Here is an 18,950-nt window from a genome sequence, read left to right on the forward strand (position 1 = left end):
GGAGGAGACTGTAAGGTTTAATGTACTTTTGATATTTTTCATATTAAAGAACCTCCAATTAACTTAAATAAACTTTAACATTCTTTTAATAATTGTCAACTAGTAATCTTTATTTATTATGAATATAATTAATTTATGACAATCATCTAGGAGGAAACATGACTCAATTTTACTTTATTCGTCATGGACAGACGAAAGCTAACGTCCTAAAAATGAAGCAAGGCACAATTAATTCAGAAATTACTTATCTCAATGATAATGGTCAAAAACAAGCCGAAACCTTACGTGACCACTTTGATATCAGCTTTGCGGACAGGATTATTTCTAGTCCTTTGAATCGGACTAAACAAACAACTGAAATTCTCAATCAAAAAGCTCAATTACCCGTCAGTTTTGATAAACGTTTATTAGAAATCTCGTATGGTCAATGGGACGGCCAAAAGAACGCCGACTTGAGAAAACAACACCCTGATGCTTATAATAATTATTGGGACGACGTTTTACCAATGTATGTTAAATACGCTCAAGATGGTGAAACTTTTGATGACGTAATCAACCGCGTACATGAATTTTTGATTGAAGCTACTAATAAGTATCCTAACGACAAAATTATCTGTGTAACGCATGGTTTCACCATTAAAGCTAGTGCTTTAGATGTTCTGAAGCCTAAAGATCCTATGAGTCTTCCAGAACCGAGAAACACTAGCGTCACCAAAATAACTAGTGTTAGTGATAAAGAGTTTTATTTAGAGTATTATAACCAAGTCTTTAATTAAAATTTCGAGATGAAAAAATGTGACAATTCAACAATTAGAAAATGAAATTATCAAGCAAAAAATTAGGAGTTTTACTGGTTTAAGTGGTTTAGCAAGTGTTAGAAACAGCGATATTGAAGAATATTTTTATGGTTTCATGGATTGGCTGATTGAAAATAAGATTCTAGAGAAAGTTAATAATTACTCAGAAGTTAGTTTAAGTTTACAATACGTTAATTCTGATGATTTTATTGTCTGGATCTTACATTTTGGCGATGTCTATGCTAATTTACGTGAGCGATATTCAGAAATCATCTATCCAAATGGTTTAGACAAAATTGCGATTGAACAATTGAAACAGCTGAAAAAAATCAATCCAAAGTATTCTTTTTTGGTGGCTTTAACTCATCACCTTAAAGACAGTCAATTTTATTCTGACCGCGATATTAAAAAACTTGATTCTCTTTTAAAAAATATTCCGAATAATAACAACAGTAAAATAAAACGCAATTCTACTTTGGGACAAGCTTTATTTGACTCTTTATACACCCTATCTAATTACGGAATTGAGCGAATGGTGAAAAAGAGCATTTAAAAAATCCGCTATCAAACGATAACGGATTTTTTTAGTCTAATTTTAAATCGGCTGATTCTAAGGCTTTCTTCACAACCCACATGACGTCTTCACTGTGCTGCAAATGCTGTTGGACTGCTTGTAAATCGTTAGTTCTAATAATTTTTTCAAATTCAACAAATTCTTGATACATCCGATGTGGATAAACATTGTGATCGATTTTTTCAACTAATTCTTTGTCATTGTCATAAATATCAAATGATTTCATTTCATTCGTTGGACCATTGACTACGATTGATCCATGGTTGCCTTGAATGACGCTACTTCTAAACGGAATGACGGAATCTTTAGCACCGATAGCTACTGCTTTAACAGAGCCGTAATCCAAAGTCAAAATACCTGATGTATCGATATTACGTTCGATATTTGGCAAATACGTTACTTTTTTAGGACGTCCCAACAAACCAACGATAAAGTGAATATTATAAATATTGAGATCCATCAAGGCTCCACCACCCTTTTTAGGATCAAATGCTGGTAAAATTTTTCCGGCTTTAAAGGCATCATACCGAGATGAATATTGGGAATAGTTGCTCTCAATAATTTTCAAATCACCTAATTCAGGCAACTTCTTTTTTAAGTCGAGGAAGTTTTGCAAATATTGAGTCGTAATTGCTTCTAACAAAACGAGATGTTTTTCTAAGGCAATTTTCTTTAGATCTTCGAACTCTTCGTACTTAACTGTGAAAGGTTTTTCGGAAATGACATTCTTCCCATTCTCCAAAGCCTTCTTAGCAAACTGATAGTGTAAGAAATTAGGAACTGCCACGTAGACGGTATCAAAATCACTCTTCTTTAAAGCCTCATCAAAATCAGTAAACACTTGTCCGATATGATATTCACTTTGTAGTTGCTTCAAAATATCAATACTTCTATTTGTACCGATAATAGCCGTCAGTTGTGTTTCTTTTAAATCCTTAGTAATCGTCAAAAAGTCATGTACAATATTTCCTGAACCAATAATCGCTAATTTCATTTTCATGCCTCCAAATCTTTTATCAACTCCATTGAACCACGACTTATTAAGTAATAACGTAATATATACAAAACGGTAAAAATGTTCCAATTATTTTTATACTAAAAACAAATTAGGTGAAACATTATGACAATTATCAACCAATTAAAGGCTCAAGATAATTTCAACGGTTCCGAAAAAGACTTAGCCAATTACATTTTAAAAAATAAAGAAGACGTTTTAAATTTATCGATTCAAAAGCTGGCTATTAATACCTTCAGTTCAACTTCTACGATTGTCAGACTTTGTCGAAAAATTGGCTTGAAAGGTTTCAAAGACTTCAAAATCAAATTATCAGCTGAATTGCAAAAGCATTACGACGATATATCAACTATCGATCCTGATTTTCCCTTTACTGAAGATGACTCTAACAAAGAAATCGCCCAAAAGATTGCTAGTGTCATGGAAACATCAATCAAGCAAACGAGTGAACTTTTGGATAATTCCACACTAGAGAAAGCCATTCGCTTAATTTTAAAAGCTAAAAATTTAGGTATTTTTGCATATGGTGATACTTATATTTCTGCTCTAAGTTTTCAAAACAAATTAATGAAAATAAATTTTCATGCCCAGTTGCCAACTTTAGTTGAAGAAAGTAACTTTCTAGCAGCTAATTTTCAAAAAGATGACTGTGCTCTTGTAATTTTTTACAGTGGCCAAACGAAAAGTACTTATCAAATGACAAAAATCTTACGACTCAAACGACTCGGAAAGTTCGACTGATAAAATCTCACCCTTTGCTTCAAGTGTTGCTATCGATTACGTCTTGAACACCTTGTATTCAGGATTATTCGTGGCTAATTACGACAATAACCAACGACATCGCTTGGCATCTGAAAAATTGTTTTCTGACTCTAGATTTTCAGAGCAAAAAAAATAAACCACCTTTTACGGATGGTTTATTTTTTTAGAAGTTTAACTTCACTGTTTGCATTAAATTAGATGTCACGACGACGTTCTTTAATACGAGCAGCCTTACCTGTACGAGCACGTAGGTAGTAAAGCTTGCTACGACGTACACGACCATGTCTGATAACTTCGATTTGTTCAACACGAGGTGTGTTCAATGGGAATGTTCTTTCAACACCAACACCGTTACTTACTTTACGAACAGTGTATGTTGCACTGATTCCTGAACCATGTCTCTTGATTACGACACCTTCGAATAATTGAATACGTTCACGTGAACCTTCAACAACCTTAGCATGTACACGAATAGTGTCACCACTACGGAAGTCAGGAATATCAGAACGTAATTGTTCTTTAGTAATATCTTGAATTAATTTATTCATAAATAATTTCTCCCTACCGACACTCTTATATATCTCGGACATACAGCGGAATATCGTTAATATGTGCGTTCAAACACTCTTAATATGATACTTTATTTGAACTTAATTGTAAACTAGTTATTTTGACGAATTTTGTGTAAAAGCTTCTTTTCCTCGTCAGTCAATGAAGCATGCTCCAATAAATCGGGTCGACGCTCTAAAGTCTTCTTCAAAGCTTGTTCTAAACGCCAGAGACGGATTTTTTCATGATCCCCGCTGATTAACACGTCGGGAACTTTTTTGCCACGAAAATCGGCCGGACGTGAATATTGAGGGTATTCTAGCAAGTTGTTTGAGAAAGATTCCTCTTCTGCGGAAAATGAATTCCCCAATACACCTGGCACGAACCGCAATGTTGCATCGATCATACTCATTGTTGGCAATTCGCCACCTGTCAAAATATAATCACCGATTGATACTTCATCAGTCACCAAATCTTTGACACGTTCATCAAAGCCTTCGTAATGTCCACAGATGAATACCAATTGATCTTCTTTAGCGAAATCTTTAGCCATTTTTGTATTGAAAGTTTTACCAGCTGGATCTAATAAAACGACCCGTTTCTTACCTGGTTTTTTCTTTTCAACATAATCCATTGCGTCATAAATCGGTTGAGCCTGCAACAACATCCCAGCTCCACCACCATATGGCGCATCATCAACGTGATTTTGCTTATTAGTAGTAAAATCACGAAAATCAACGACATCAATATTTACGAGTTCTTTTTCTTGTGCTTTTCCAATCAATGACTCATTTAATGCCTGAAACATTTTTGGAAAAATACTTAAAATTGTAATATCCATTAATCTATCAACCCATCCGGTATTTCAACTTTGACCTCTTTATTTTCAAGGTCAACTTCTTTAATTACATCATCAATATAAGGCAATAAAATTTCCTTATACTTTGGACTCTTGACGACCCAAACATCATTGGAACCTAATTCCATGATTTCGGTGATTTTGCCGACTTCGCCTAAATCTTTGTCAATCACATTCAAACCGATAATTTGACTGTATAAAAATTCGCCATCTTCTAAGTCGCTAGCTTCTTCACCATTAGCAAACAATTCTGATTTAACGAACTTTTCAACATCATTAATATTGTCATAGCCTTTTAATTTAACTAGAACAAAATTTTTGTGTGGACGTGATGATTCAACGACAAATTCAGTTTTATCTTTCAAGAACAACTTTGCACCTGATTTAAAACGATCTTTAGGAAAATCAGTAATTGGGATTACCCTTAATTCGCCTTTAATACCATGAGTATTTACGATAGTACCAACACGATATAATTTTTCAGTCATTTTTCCTCCGTGAATAAAAATGGAACCACGACAATTGTCTGGTCCCATTAAAAATTACTATTTTGTAAATTTGCTTTCGTGGAACTTTTGCATAATTCCGTGTTGTTTCAACAAGTGACGAACAGTATCTGAAGGTTGTGCACCTTTGTTTAACCATTCAACGATCTTGTCATCATCCAACTTGATTTCTTCTGGTTGTGAAATTGGGTTGTAGTAACCAACTTGTTCGATAAAGCGACCATCACGTGGTGAACGTGAATCTGCAACTACCAATCTGTAAAATGGTCTTAACTTACTACCCATACGTTTCATTCTGATTTTAACTGACATATGTTTGTTTCCTCCTAAATACTTAACTTTGTTAGTATACACAAAAAAATAGATGCTGTAAAGTTTTTTTCTTGACAGCATCTATTTTTTTTATGATTTAAAACGTTTAATCTTCTTTAAGCGCTTCTTCTTTTTCTTTTTATTACGACGAACCATCGACTTCATAGCCATCTTACCTAATCGACCTTGAACACCATTTCCCATCAATTGTTCCATCCCGGCCATGTTACCTTTACTCATCTTATTCATCATGTCACGGGATTGCTTGAATTGCTTGATCATCCGGTTAACGTTTTGAACGCTTTGACCAGAACCAGCCGCAATTCTACGACGACGTGAAGGGTTCAAAAGATCTGGATCTTCACGTTCTTTAGGTGTCATAGAATAAACGATAGCCTTCAAATGGGCAATATCTTTTTCACCAATATTGATATTAGCCAAGGCAGGATTATTAGCCATTCCTGGAATCATCTTCATCAATTCATCCAAAGGACCCATTTTTTGAATTTGATCCATTTGATCAATAAAGTCGTTGAAATCAAAACTGTTTTCACGAATCTTTTCGGCAACTTCTTTAGCTTGCTTCTCATCGTAATCAGTTTGAGCCTTTTCAATCAAGGTCAACATGTCACCCATACCAAGGATACGGTTAGCCATACGGTCAGGATGGAAAACATCTAATTGATCGAGTTTTTCACCTTGTCCAATGAACTTGATTGGCTTACCAGTAACGGAACGAATTGAAAGTGCGGCACCACCACGTGTGTCACCATCTAACTTCGTCAAAACGACACCAGTAATATCTAGTTGTTCGTCAAATCCATGAGCAACTTTGGCAGCCACTTGACCAGTCATTGAATCAGCAACGAACAAGATTTCATTCGGATGTGCCAAATCTTTGATCTTTTGAAGTTCTTCCATCAATTGTTCATCGATTTCCAAACGTCCGGCCGTATCAATAATTACATAGTCATTTTTATTTTCTTTCGCCACTGCCAAACCGTTTTTAACGATTTCTACTGGATCATTATCAGTTCCCTCGTCATAAACTGGTACGTCAAGTTGTTGACCAATAGTCTTCAATTGTTCGATAGCAGCAGGACGATAAACATCTCCGGCAATGAACAATGGACGAGCCTTGTCATTTGTCTTCAAACGATTAGCTAATTTACCAGCTGTAGTAGTTTTACCAGCACCTTGGAGACCAACCATCATAATAATCGTTGGAATGTGTGGTGCCTTATTCAATGGAACTGCTTCCTGTCCCATCAATTTAGTTAACTCTTCATCAACAATCTTGATAACTTGTTGTGAAGGAGTCAAACTTTCCATTACTTCTGCGCCCAAAGCACGTTCACGAACAGTCTTAACGAAAGTCTTAACAACGTCAAAATTGACATCGGCTTCCAATAAGGCCATTCGAACTTCACGCATTACTTTACGAACATCTTCGTCAGAAAGCTTACCTTTTCCCTTTAAGGAAGAAAAAACTTTTTGTAAACGTTCGCTTAATCCTTCAAAAGCCATACTCTACTCCTACATTTCATTTATTTTTGAAATTCTTTGTACTAATGCTAATAATTCTTTATCATCAGCATATTTAGTTTGAACCAATTGACTGAGATTTTTTGAAATATCATCAATTTCTTGAGTTTTCTCAACTAAACCGAGTTCTTTCTCAAATGATTCTAACAAATTGACAGACCGATGCAAGTTATCTAACACCGCTTGTCTAGAAACATCTAATTGTTCAGAGATTTCACTGAGTGAAAAATCTTCTACATAATAAAGATCCATATAGCGGCTTTGCTTTTTCGTCAATAATGAATGATAAAAATTATATAACAGATTGATTCGAGTCGTTTCATCAATATCCATTATTTATCAGAGGCTCCAACAATCAAATCCTTGAACAAACCGTAAATGAATTTCTCTGGGTCAAAGTCACGTAAGTCATCCATTTGTTCACCAAGACCAACTAATTTAACTGGAATGTGCAATTCATTTCTGATTGCCAAGACGACACCACCTTGGGAACTTCCATCCAATTTAGTCAAAACAATCCCGGAAACCTCAGTTGTTTCGTTAAATTGCTTGGCTTGACTCAAAGCATTTTGTCCCGTTGAACCATCGAGTACCAACAAGACTTCTTGTGGTGCATCTGGCAATTCACGAGTAATGACACGTTTGATTTTTTCTAGCTCACGCATCAAACCTTCTTTATTTTGCAAACGTCCGGCCGTATCAACTAACAAGATATCAAAATCTTCATTGACTGCTCGTTGAACAGCATCGTAAACGACTGAAGCCGGATCAGTGTGAGCTTTACTTGCTTGAACAGGAACATTTACACGTTTACCCCATTCTTGCAATTGTTCGATAGCACCAGCTCTAAATGTATCACCAGCTGCCAACAAGACTTTTTTACCTTCTGATTGATAACGATGAGCTAGTTTTCCGATAGTGGTAGTTTTACCAGCACCATTAACACCGACAAACAAGAAGATAGTAGGCGTCTTATCAGTACTGAACTTCAAATCGTTATCTTCATCCTTGCCTTCTTCACCGTACATATCAACTAACTTACGCACAATAACGTTAGATACATCGGATTTCTTCTTAGCGTTTTCTAACTTAACTTCCTCACGTAACTCATCAGAAATACGCATTGCAGTTTCATAACCGACATCAGATTCAATCAACAATTCTTCCAAATCATCAAAGAAATCTTCGTCGACACTTCTAAAGTTAGCTAAGAAATGATTTAAACGAGAACTAAAGGAATTACGACTCTTTTTTAAACCTTCATCGTATTCTTTGACATCATCCTTTGGCTTTTCAGCTTCTTCAGTTTCTTTGGATTCTTCAGTAGCTGGCTCAGTAGTTTCTTCTTCAGTCTTTTCATCTGATTCAGAAACTTCCTCTGGAGCTGATTCTTCTGGAGTGCTTTCTGGTTCTTCCTTAACGGTTTCAGAAGTCTGCTCAGGTTCAGCTTCAGAATTTGTCTCTGATTCTACCGTTTTTGATTCAGGTTCTTCAACAGTAGGTTCTGCTGGTTCGGGCTTTTCTTCAACTATTGATTCATCTTCAGTAGCTTCCTCTGGTTGAGCCTCTGTCGTAGATTCTTTTTTCTCTTCAGGAGAAGCTGATTCTGGTTTTGAGTTTTGGTCAGATTCAGGGGCTTGTTCTGAAGATTTTTTCTTTAGTTCTTTTTCTTCAGAATCATCTTTACCGGTAAAAGCTTTTTTAATTCGATCAAATAATCCCATTATTTTCTCCTATTCTTTGACTTTAACTGATAACATTCTGGAAACACCAGATTCTTCCATAGTTACACCATACAAACGATTTACGTTCATCATAGTTCCTTTACGGTGAGTAATAACGATGAATTCAGTATTGTCATCATATTGATTTAAATAATTAGCAAAACGATAAACGTTAGCATCATCAAGTGACGCTTCAACCTCATCCAAGATACAAAATGGAACTGGTTTGGCTTTAATAATTGCAAAGAGCAAAGTAATTGCCGTTAAAGCTTTTTCTCCACCGGATAATAGACTTAGTCGTTGGAATTTCTTCCCGGGTGGCTGAGCAATAATTTCAATTCCTGATTCCAATAAATTATCGGGTTCAGTTAAAACTAACTTAGCACGACCACCAGCAAACATTTCTGGGAAAATTTTCTCAAAGGCTTCTGATACTTCATCAAATGTCTTCTTAAATCTTGTCGTTACTTCTTTATCCATTTCCGACATCGTGTCTAACAACTGACTTCTAGCTTGTAAGAGGTCATTTTGTTGTTGTGTCAAAAATTCATAACGATCCTTGACCTTGTCATAATCATCAATAGCCGACAAATTAACGGTTCCTAATTCCTCAATTCCCATTTTGAGCAATCGTGCCTCTTTCTTCAAAGCTTCTGGATCGTAGTCTCCACGCTTTAAATCTTGAAGCGATGCTTCATAAGTCAACTGATAATCTTGCGACAAGGTATCCAAGCGACTGTCGATTTGGTTGGACAACTTAGTATTTTGAATTGCCAATGATTCTTGCTGATCAGCTGCTGCTTTTTGCAAATCAAAATTACGTTGTGCCTTGGAATTTAACTCAGTAGACAAAGCTTGCTGCTTTTCACGCTCAGCTTTTAACTTAGCTACAACATCTTGCAAATCTTTAATTTCAGTTTGACACTCTTTGATACGATTTTTAACTTCAGTATTACTTAAATCTAACTGATTCTTTTCTGAATCTAGGTCATTTAGCTTACCTTGTAATTCAGAAATCTGTTCAGTTGCTTGAGAAATCGATTCCTTCAAATAGCTATTTTGATCGGATTCATTCGCATGATTATTCTTGATAACTGCTAATTTAGTTTGTAATTCTTGCTCTTGATGATTGATTTTATTGAGCTGTGTATCAAAGTCAGTCAACAATTTTTGCTTTTGATCAATTTCTTGTTGAGTAGCAGTAATTTCTTTTTGAATCTTCTCAGCTGTGGCCTTTTGCGTAGCCAAATCTTGATTGATTTGTGCTTGCTCTTCTTGATTCTTGCTCAAATTGTATTTGATAACATCTAAACGTTCACTAAAATGCTTTTCTTCACTTTGAGAAGTTGAAATTTCATTTTCAAATTTACTCTTAGACTGGTTGAAATTAGCAAGCTTTGCATCAATACGTTTCTTTTCGGCATTGAATTGTACCAATTGATTTCTTAAATCTTGAACTAGTGCTTGTTTTTGATCCATCAACAATTCTTGTTTAGAAAGTTGCTTAGTCAAATCTGCTAACTCATCTTTTCGACTCAAAATACTTGAATTAACACGACGTTGTTGTCCACCAGTTAAAGAACCACCAGCATTAACAACATTTCCATCTAAAGTAACCACGCGGAATTTGCGATTAACTGCTGCTGAGATACTTGTTGCATCATCGATATTTTTAGCAACTAATAAATTACCCAAAATATTCTTAACAATATTCTCAACTTTTCCATCATAGGTCACTAAATCACTAGCGACTCCAACAAAACCTGTGACCCTTTTAGCTTTGTTCAAATCATTAGTGTTGATGGTACGAGCTTGGATAATGTTAAGTGGTAAGAAAGTCGCACGACCGCCGCGATTTTGACGTAAGTAAGCAATGGCATGTTTAGCAGCCACTTCATCTTCAGTTACGATCGATTGCAATTGATTGCTGACAACAGTTTGAATAGCCAATTGATAATCTTGCGGTACCGAAATGAGTTCTGCAACGGCACCAACGATTCCGGAAAGACGTGCTTTATTATTTAAAACATTCTTAGCACCTTCGAAGAAACCAGCGTGTTCTTGTTCCATATTTTCGAGAACTTTTTTACGAGCTTTAATTTCTTGAAGGTTTTCTAAAATCTTCAGATAGTTATTATTTTCATTCTTACCCGTTTCCGTAATTTCTTGAATTGATTTTTCTAACTCTTGATTGCGTGTCAAAAGTGCTTGATTATCATCAACTAATTTTTTGATTTCAGCATCAATTTTTTGATGATCTTCTTTATAACTTTCTAATTTAGTCGTTACTTCTTTAAGTTGAGAATTTTGTTCAGAAATCCCCGCATTGATTCGTTCTAATTGTCTTTGCGAAAATTTTTGTTCATTATTATTCGTTACTTGGTCTTGGAGAAGATTGATGTAATCAGTTCTTAATTGGGCAATATTATCCTTAATATCAGCTGGTGTCTTTTGTTTCAATTGCTGTAAATCTTTTAATTTCTTTTCAAAATCAGTGATTTTTTCTAGACATTGGGCTAATTTTTTATTTGATTCAACCAACTTTGCATCGTTTTTTACTTTTTGTTCTTCAACTGATTTCAATTGATTGGTCAAAGTCAACTTTGTCGTCGAATTAAAACCGGTTCTTTCATCGGCGACGGCAATTTTACTATTGTAAATTTCTAAGGTTTTCGTTACTTCAACTAATTTAGCCTGTTTTTCATCTAGTTGATTGGTTAAAGTTCTAACGGCTTGGTTATTATCTTCTACTTGTTGGTTAGCCTGTGTTACTTGTTGAGAGATATTTTGTAAGCTAGTTTTGACTTCTCGTAGCTCTTTGTCGATTTGATGTTTTTGATTTGATAAATCTCTAATTTCAATCGTTAAGATTTTTTGATAAATATCATCGTACTTACTCTTTTGTTCTTTGTAATCACGAGCAATACTAGCTTGTTTCTTTAGTGGTTCAACTTGTTTTGACAATTCTGAAACAATATCAGAAACACGATGTAAATTGTCAGTTGTATCGGATAATTTATTTTCAGCCTGTTGCTTTTTTTGCTTAAATAAAGACACACCAGCTGATTCTTCAATAATACTACGTCTTTCCACTGGCTTACTGTTAAAGATTGCTTCAACTCGACCTTGGGAAATAATTGAAAATGATTGTTTACCCATCCCAGAATCCATGAATAATTCAGTAATATCACGTAAACGACAATTCTTATTATTGATCAAAAATTCCGTATCACCATTTCTAAAGAGCCGACGACAAATTACAACTTCATCTTGAGTTGTTTTTAATTCTTTATTGCGATTATCAAATTCCAAAATTACTTCCGCACGATTCATTTGGGGACGAGTCGCACTTCCAGCAAAAATCACATCGACCATTTTGTCTCCACGTAAACTCTTTGCTGATTGTTCACCCATTACCCAACGTATGGCTTCAGTAATATTTGATTTTCCACTCCCGTTGGGTCCAACGATACCTGTGATTCCACTTGTGAAATCAATCTTCGTTTTATCAGCAAATGATTTAAACCCATTGATCGTTAATGATTTTAATGGCATAACTTAACTCCTATAATTCATCTAATGCTCTTTTGGCTGCCATTTGTTCAGCATGTTTCTTGCTGTATCCAAGTCCCTTGGACAAAATCTTACCGTTAGCAATTAGTTCAACTTTAAATTTCTTATCGTGATCAGGACCTTCTTCATCAATCACCTTGTAATCGATTTCGACTTCACCTGATTGTTGTAATTTTTCTTGAAGATGTGTCTTAAAATCAGTATCTTCAGAAAATTCACCTGAATCAATATGTGGATAAACTACTTTTTTCAAAAATTCATTAACAACTTCATTACCTTGATCCAAGTACAAAGCTCCGTTAAAGGCTTCAAAAATATCCTCAAGCAAAGTATGTCTTTGACGGGCACCTTGTTTTTCTTCACCTTTACCAATCAACAAATACTTATCGATTTGGATTTCTTTGGCAAAACGAGCAAAGCTGTCCGTTCTGACAATATCTGATCTTAAACGTGTCAATTTACCTTCTGGCAATTCTGGGTACTTTTCAAAGAGATAGCGGGAGATATTGATTTCCAAAACTGCATCCCCCAAAAATTCTAGACGTTCATAATCCCCAATGCCAAGCCCTTTATGCTCGTTATCAAATGAGGAATGTGTCATAGCTCTTTGAACTAGTTTTTTATTGTTAAACTTGATTCCATACTTTTCATCTAAAAATTCTAAAAATTTTGGATCTAACATAACGTGTCCCCTTTCCAATAATATTAATTATACTAAACTTTTCTATTAAATAATTAGCTGGATAAAAAAATAAGACCGCTTGGCCTTAAATTTCGTTATTGTATTGATTAAAATTGCCATCGTCCGTTCGGCCCTGGAAAACGCTGGAATGCTGTGGGCACGACTTGGAGCCTTTTAAGCTTAAACCGGGCAAAGTCTTCAAGCTCGACCTTTCACTAGGCAATTAATTGCCAAGAGAAATTTCACGGCTGAGCATTTTCCAGGGCTCTCACTCCCGATTAAATAGTGGTTTCTAAATTTATTTCATTTAACTGATTGAAATAAACAGTGATATCACCATTCAATTAATGCAAATCCAATGTTATTAAAATAAATAATTGAAACTAGTCGGTAGCAAAAGTTCTGTGATGGCTCAGCCGCCAAATTATTCTTAGCGATTTATCGCTTAGAATAAGACCGAACTTGGAAACAATACGCCTTTGTTCCATGTATTGGTTTCAAGTCGTGTCGGCAGCGTTCCAGCCAATCACAGAGCTTTTGCGGACGACGGCATACTTAACCAAAATTCAAATAAAAATCTTATCCTTGATGTGAAGAAATATAGCTAACTGCTTCACCAACTGTTGTAATCTTTTCAGCATCATCATCAGGAATTTCTGAACCAAACTCATCCTCAAGTTCTAGTACAAATTCCACAAGGTCGATAGAATCTGCATCCAAATCTTTTGTAAATGATGTTTCTTTAGTAATTGTTGATGCATCTACTTCAAATTTGTCAGCAATCAATGCTTTGATTTTGTCAAATACAGCTTGTTCTGTCATAAAAACTCTCCCTATTTTTCGGCGTTCATTTTTTCGAAATATTTATTAGCTTTGTTAATTGTATCGTTAGTTAACATATCATAAATTTGTTTAACAGTATAATAGACTGTCTTACTGTCAGCTGCACCGTGGGCTTTGATTACTGGAGATTTCAAGCCTAACAATACGGCTCCACCAGCTTGAGAAGTATCAAACATCTTACGCATACCCTTTAGTGATGGACTAACGATAGCTGCACCCATTTTAGTAAAGATACCATTATTTAGCAAGGCGTCCTTTAATTGCTTCAACAATATCGTTGCTGTTCCCTCAGTAGCCTTCAAGGCAGCGTTTCCAGTGAATCCGTCAGTTACGATGACATCCGCAACTCCGGCTAAAATATCGCCAGATTCTACGTTTCCGATAAAGTTGATGCCTTCAGTTTCTTTTAAGAGTTGATAAGCTTCTTTGTGCAAAGTATCACCCTTGTCATATTCAGTTCCGTTGTTCAACAAAGCAATTCTTGGTTGGTCGATTTTTTTAACATCGTGCGCATAGATTGAACCCATAATGGCCCATTGTTGTAAGTAACTTGCTTTTGCTTCTGCATTAGCACCAACATCGAGCATATTAACTCCATTAGTAGAATTAGTAACTGGCAAAGTTGGCATCAATGCTGGACGAGACACTTGTTTGATACGTCCAACGATAAAGATTCCACTAGCCAACAAAGCTCCAGTATTACCCAATGAGAATAAGGCATCGTTTTCGCCGTCTTTGACTGATTTAGCAGCCAAGACCATTGAAGCATTTTTCTTAGTTCTGATAGCCCTAACTGGCTCATCAGTTCCAAGGATTTCTTCATCGGTGTGAACTATCTTGATTCTTTCGTCATTTTGCAAATACTTCTTAATTTCTGATTCTTTACCATAGAGAACGAATTCTAAATCTTTCCACTCATCGCGAGCTTTTTCGATTCCCTCAACAATTACTTTAGGAGCGTTATCGCCACCCATAGCATCAACAGCTATTTTCATATTTTTCCCTCACTAATCAAAATTATTTAGTTGATCATATTCTTCATTAATAAACGACTTCAAATTTTTAGTCTCTGGACTATTGAATAGTTTCTCATCATTAAACAAGCGACTAGCCTCTTCTTGAGCCACTTCCAAAATATTGATGTCATTGATTGGATTACCAATTTTAAATTCTGGCAAACCTGATTGACGATTTCCCAATAAGTCACCAGCACCACGCATTTTCAAATCTTCTTCAGCTAGAACAAAGCCATCATTAGTTGAAGTCAAAATCTTCATTCGCTCAGCTGCCGATTCATTCTTAGGGTCAGCAATCAAAATACAATAAGATTGTTTATCGCCACGACCAACACGGCCACGTAATTGGTGCAATTGTGATAATCCGAATCGATTAGCATCATAAATCACCATTACTGAAGCATTCGGAACATCGACACCAACTTCAATAACAGTTGTCGATACCAAAACATCGATTTTCTTATCGCTGAAATCATTCATAACGGCTTCTTTTTGGTCATTTGGCATCTGACCATGCAATAAACCGATCTTATATTTTTTACCAAATAATTCTGTAAATTTATCAAAAATCAATTCAGCATTTTTTAAGTCCATTGTTTCTGATTCAGAAATCAACGGTGTAACTACATAAACTTGTGAACCCGTTTGCAATTCTTTAGCCACAAATTGATACATCTGTTCAATCTTTTGACTGCGAATCCAATAAGTTTCAATTTTCTTACGACCAGCAGGCAATTGATCAATTCTTGAGACATCCATATCACCATAAGTCGTAATTGCCAAAGTTCTAGGAATCGGTGTTGCAGTCATCGCTAAAACGTCGGGATTGTCGCCTTTTTGCCGCAGTGCTTTTCTTTGATTAACTCCGAAACGATGCTGCTCATCAATTACGATAAAGCCTAAATCTTTAAACTCAACACTGTCTTGTATCAAAGCATGAGTTCCAACCACGATATTAGTCTTACCATTTAAAATATCGCCGGCGATAAAATCATGTTCTTTTTTTGTCAAAGAACCAGTTAACAGAGCAGTTCTTATCTTCAAAGGCGTTAACAACTTACTGATTTTGTCAAAATGTTGTTGAGCCAAAATTTCAGTTGGTGCCATGATGGCTGCTTGATAACCTGCTGTCACCGAAGCCAACATAGCAATTACTGAAACAATCGTCTTACCAGAACCAACGTCTCCTTGCAACAAGCGATTCATATGATGATCAGAAGCCATATCTTGCAAAATTTCTTTTACAACGCGATTTTGAGCATCAGTCAGCTTGAATGGCAAGCTCTGGATGAAGTCATCTAAGAACTTTTGATCGTATTTTTCAACGATACCGATATTTTTGTTATCGTCATTTCGTTTGATACTTTGCAAACCGCATTGGAACAAGAAGAACTCTCGAAATTTGGCACTTCGTCTGGCTTCTTCACTTTGTTCTTCATTTTTTGGAAAATGAATTCCCGAAACAATCTGTTCATCATCCAATAATTTATATTTCAGTCGCAAGTAACTAGGAACAACCGTATCAATTTGATCATGATATTTCTCAAAAGCTACTTTAATCAGATTGATCAGTGTTTTTTGATGAATATTTTTGTTAACAGAATAAACTGAATCGACTGAATTATCATTAATGCCGATTACTTTCATGCCCATTAAGGAACGGCGATTGGCATTCCATTTGCCGTATACAGCAGCATCATTACCTGTTTTAAACTTATCTTTTAACCAAGGCTGATTAAAAAAAGTCACCATGATTGATTCATTATCAGTCATCAAACGAACATTTAGACGTGTTTTCTTGTAGCCAAAGCGTGATACGACTGGTTCACTGGCAACTACGCCTTTAACAAGGATTTTTTCTTGATCCACTGCGTCATCTAAAGATTTGGCCTGCATATCTTCATAACGAAAAGGGAAATAAAACAGCAAGTCATAAACGTTGTTGATTCCTAATGACTGTAACGCCTCTAACCGTTTCGGCCCAACACTAGGCAACTGCGCTAGTGACACCTTTCTTAAATCCATTTACATTCCCCTTTCCTTTGAAATTAAAAAAAGGCGTGACAAAACAAACGTTTCATCATTGCCTCCTTTAAAAAATTATTCAACCGAAATCAAATAAGGATAAACTGGTTGATCACCTTGGTGAATTTCTGTCTCTAAGTCATCATACTTATCATCTAAGTAGTCAGCAATCTTTTGAGCGTCATCTTGGTTGCCATCTTCACCGATTAAAATAGTGATTACTTCACTATCCTCATCAATCATCTTATCAAGCATTTTTTCAGTACCTGAAATGATATCTTCGTCGTCAACCAAAATCTTACCATCGACAATTCCCATGTAATGACCCTTAGTGATCTTTAGACCATCGATTTCAGTATCACGAATTGCTTGAGTAATTTGACCACTCTTAACTGTATCCAAAGAATCTTCCATGTTTGCTTCATTTTCTGAAAGTTCTGCATCAGGATTGAAAGAAAGCATAGCCGTCATTCCTTGAGAGATAGTCTTAGAACCAACGATTGCGACTGGAATATCAACTAAATCAACCGCTTGTTTAGCAGCCATAATGATATTACTGTTGTTTGGCAATACTAAGGCACGTTTAGCATTTGATTTATTAATGGCATCGACAATATCGTTAGTGGATGGATTCATTGTTTGTCCACCACTGATCACGTGCGTTACACCTAAACTCTTGAAGAGTTCTGTCAAGCCGTCACCAGATGAAACAGCGATAACTGCATAGTCAATAGCTGCTTGTGGTTGTGCTTCTGGTGTCATTGGTTCGTCATCATCAACGATTGTTTCATGTTGCAAACGCATATTATCAATCTTGATTTTTGAAAGTGAACCGTATTTTCTACCAGCTGCCCAAACTTTGTAAGGATAGTTAGTGTGAACGTGAACTTTAACAACTTCATCATCTGAAACGACAATTAAAGAGTCACCGATTTTATCTAAATAACTACGTAACTTATCATTTTCAAATTTTTCATCAGAAGTTGGATTCTTGCCCAGTTCAACCATCATTTCTGTACAGTAACCATTTTTGATCTCATCTGTATTGAACTGACCTTGAACGGATTGGTGGTGGTTAGCATTGACCATTTCAGCCATGTCTCTTTCATCAGGGACATATTCTTCTTCGTCACTGGCAACGCCACTTAAACCTTCTAAAAAGCCTTCATAAATAAAGACTAAACCTTGACCACCAGAGTCAACTACACCAACTTCTTTTAAAACTGGCAATAGTGATGGTGTCTTTTCTAGTCCTACTTTAGCTCCGGCTACAACAGCTTTTAAGATTTCTACTGTATCATTAGTTGTCTTAACTTTTTCCATAGCAGACTCAGCACCGAATCTAGCAACTGTCAAAATTGTTCCTTCAACAGGTTTCATAACTGCTTTATAAGCGGTTTTTACACCGTCATCAAAAGCCTTAGCCAAATCCATCGCTGTCAAAGACTCTTTATCTTCGATACTCTTTGAAAAGCCACGGAAGATTTGTGATGTAATAACACCTGAGTTTCCACGAGCACCCATCAAAAGTCCTTTTGCAAGAGCTTTTCCAAGTGTTCCTACGTGATTACTCTCTGATTCATTTACGGCCTTAAAACCGCTTTGTATAGTTAAGCTCATATTGGTTCCGGTATCGCCATCAGGAACCGGAAAGACATTAAGTGAGTTTACAAACTTAGCATTCTTTTCAAGTCTGTGCGATGCAACACGCACCATATCTGAAAATTCTTTTTTTGTAATTAGTTCTTTGCTCAAAAGTTTCCCCTCCAACCAGCTTTACCTATTCGATATCGTCCAGAACTTTAATTCCTTGAACATAAACGTTAACAGTGCCAGCTGGCGTTCCAAGCATTGTTTCTAGGTTATATTTTACTTTTTCTTTTAAATTTTTCGCTACTTCGGATATTTTAATACCATATCCAACGATTATGTAGACATCAACGGCCAGTTTACCATCTTCTTGATGAATAACTACACCTCTAGAAAAGTCCTCACGGTTCAAAATCGTATTCATCCCGTCACGTAGTTGGTTCTTACTTGCCATACCTACGATACCGTAGATATCAGAAGCAGCACCGCCGACAATTGTAGCAACAGTATTTGTTGAAACTTCAATTTCACCATGTTTTGTTTTAATTGTAACTGCCATCTCTGGATCCTCCTATTCA

At 35.9% G+C, this 18,950-nt stretch carries 18 protein-coding genes; 3 read left to right on the forward strand and 15 right to left on the reverse strand.

Annotated features, from left to right (window positions below):
• Positions 1-158: 158 nt before the first annotated feature.
• The gene (locus G6534_RS06535) at positions 159-776 is read left to right on the forward strand and encodes a histidine phosphatase family protein (protein ID WP_059073600.1); all 618 of its coding nucleotides are present in this window, start codon (positions 159-161) and stop codon (positions 774-776) included.
• 19 nt (positions 777-795) lie between these two features.
• Positions 796-1,350: a hypothetical protein gene (locus tag G6534_RS06540; protein ID WP_059073599.1), complete on the forward strand. Its 555-nt coding sequence runs from the start codon at positions 796-798 to the stop codon at positions 1,348-1,350.
• A 31-nt stretch (positions 1,351-1,381) separates the two neighbouring features.
• Here G6534_RS06540 and G6534_RS06545 read toward each other — a convergent pair whose 3' ends face one another.
• Positions 1,382-2,365 carry a Gfo/Idh/MocA family protein gene (locus G6534_RS06545; protein ID WP_059073598.1) on the reverse strand — a complete coding sequence of 328 codons (984 nt, stop codon included), beginning with the start codon at positions 2,363-2,365 and terminating at the stop codon, positions 1,382-1,384.
• 126 nt (positions 2,366-2,491) lie between these two features.
• On the opposite strand from G6534_RS06545, the gene G6534_RS06550 reads away from it, so the two are divergent.
• Positions 2,492-3,127 carry a MurR/RpiR family transcriptional regulator gene (locus G6534_RS06550; protein WP_182082519.1) on the forward strand — a complete coding sequence of 212 codons (636 nt, stop codon included), beginning with the start codon at positions 2,492-2,494 and terminating at the stop codon, positions 3,125-3,127.
• A gap of 215 nt (positions 3,128-3,342) precedes the next feature.
• On the opposite strand, the gene rplS is transcribed toward G6534_RS06550, so the two are convergent.
• The 14 genes from rplS to G6534_RS06620 all read right to left on the reverse strand — a co-directional run bounded on the left by rplS (position 3,343) and on the right by G6534_RS06620 (position 18,931).
• Positions 3,343-3,696 (reverse strand): 50S ribosomal protein L19, encoded by a 354-nt coding sequence (gene rplS, locus G6534_RS06555; RefSeq protein ID WP_059073596.1) that lies wholly within the window; start codon positions 3,694-3,696, stop codon positions 3,343-3,345.
• Between the two features lie 113 nt (positions 3,697-3,809).
• Entirely contained in the window at positions 3,810-4,538 is a 729-nt protein-coding gene (gene trmD, locus G6534_RS06560) for a tRNA (guanosine(37)-N1)-methyltransferase TrmD (RefSeq protein WP_182082520.1), read from the reverse strand.
• The gene (gene rimM / locus G6534_RS06565) at positions 4,538-5,044 is read right to left on the reverse strand and encodes a ribosome maturation factor RimM (protein WP_059073595.1); all 507 of its coding nucleotides are present in this window, start codon (positions 5,042-5,044) and stop codon (positions 4,538-4,540) included. The genes trmD and rimM overlap by 1 nt, the downstream gene beginning before the upstream one ends.
• 57 nt (positions 5,045-5,101) lie before the next feature.
• Positions 5,102-5,374: a 30S ribosomal protein S16 gene (rpsP, locus tag G6534_RS06570; RefSeq protein ID WP_010019451.1), complete on the reverse strand. Its 273-nt coding sequence runs from the start codon at positions 5,372-5,374 to the stop codon at positions 5,102-5,104.
• A gap of 90 nt (positions 5,375-5,464) precedes the next feature.
• Positions 5,465-6,901 (reverse strand): signal recognition particle protein, encoded by a 1,437-nt coding sequence (ffh, locus tag G6534_RS06575; protein WP_119317945.1) that lies wholly within the window; start codon positions 6,899-6,901, stop codon positions 5,465-5,467.
• Between the two features lie 9 nt (positions 6,902-6,910).
• Positions 6,911-7,252, reverse strand: coding sequence for a YlxM family DNA-binding protein (gene ylxM / locus G6534_RS06580; RefSeq protein WP_010019449.1), 342 nt, complete (start codon positions 7,250-7,252; stop codon positions 6,911-6,913).
• Entirely contained in the window at positions 7,252-8,643 is a 1,392-nt protein-coding gene (gene ftsY / locus G6534_RS06585; RefSeq protein WP_182082521.1) for a signal recognition particle-docking protein FtsY, read from the reverse strand. The genes ylxM and ftsY overlap by 1 nt, the downstream gene beginning before the upstream one ends.
• Before the next feature lie 9 nt (positions 8,644-8,652).
• The gene (gene smc, locus G6534_RS06590) at positions 8,653-12,198 is read right to left on the reverse strand and encodes a chromosome segregation protein SMC (protein WP_182082522.1); all 3,546 of its coding nucleotides are present in this window, start codon (positions 12,196-12,198) and stop codon (positions 8,653-8,655) included.
• Positions 12,199-12,208: 10 nt separating this feature from the next.
• The gene (gene rnc / locus G6534_RS06595; RefSeq protein WP_059073592.1) at positions 12,209-12,898 is read right to left on the reverse strand and encodes a ribonuclease III; all 690 of its coding nucleotides are present in this window, start codon (positions 12,896-12,898) and stop codon (positions 12,209-12,211) included.
• Positions 12,899-13,477: 579 nt separating this feature from the next.
• The gene (gene acpP, locus G6534_RS06600; protein ID WP_010019442.1) at positions 13,478-13,720 is read right to left on the reverse strand and encodes an acyl carrier protein; all 243 of its coding nucleotides are present in this window, start codon (positions 13,718-13,720) and stop codon (positions 13,478-13,480) included.
• A gap of 11 nt (positions 13,721-13,731) precedes the next feature.
• Complete coding sequence (gene plsX / locus G6534_RS06605) at positions 13,732-14,736, reverse strand: phosphate acyltransferase PlsX (RefSeq protein WP_059073591.1); 1,005 nt, start codon at positions 14,734-14,736, stop codon at positions 13,732-13,734.
• 12 nt (positions 14,737-14,748) lie between these two features.
• The gene (recG, locus tag G6534_RS06610; RefSeq protein ID WP_182082523.1) at positions 14,749-16,782 is read right to left on the reverse strand and encodes an ATP-dependent DNA helicase RecG; all 2,034 of its coding nucleotides are present in this window, start codon (positions 16,780-16,782) and stop codon (positions 14,749-14,751) included.
• A gap of 75 nt (positions 16,783-16,857) precedes the next feature.
• Positions 16,858-18,498 carry a DAK2 domain-containing protein gene (locus G6534_RS06615; protein WP_182083281.1) on the reverse strand — a complete coding sequence of 547 codons (1,641 nt, stop codon included), beginning with the start codon at positions 18,496-18,498 and terminating at the stop codon, positions 16,858-16,860.
• A gap of 64 nt (positions 18,499-18,562) precedes the next feature.
• On the reverse strand, positions 18,563-18,931 hold the full coding sequence (locus G6534_RS06620) for an Asp23/Gls24 family envelope stress response protein (RefSeq protein ID WP_057815097.1): 369 nt from the start codon (positions 18,929-18,931) through the stop codon (positions 18,563-18,565).
• Positions 18,932-18,950 lie beyond the last annotated feature (19 nt).

Source organism: Companilactobacillus pabuli (genome assembly GCF_014058425.1).
Taxonomy (GTDB): Bacteria; Bacillota; Bacilli; order Lactobacillales; family Lactobacillaceae; genus Companilactobacillus; species Companilactobacillus pabuli.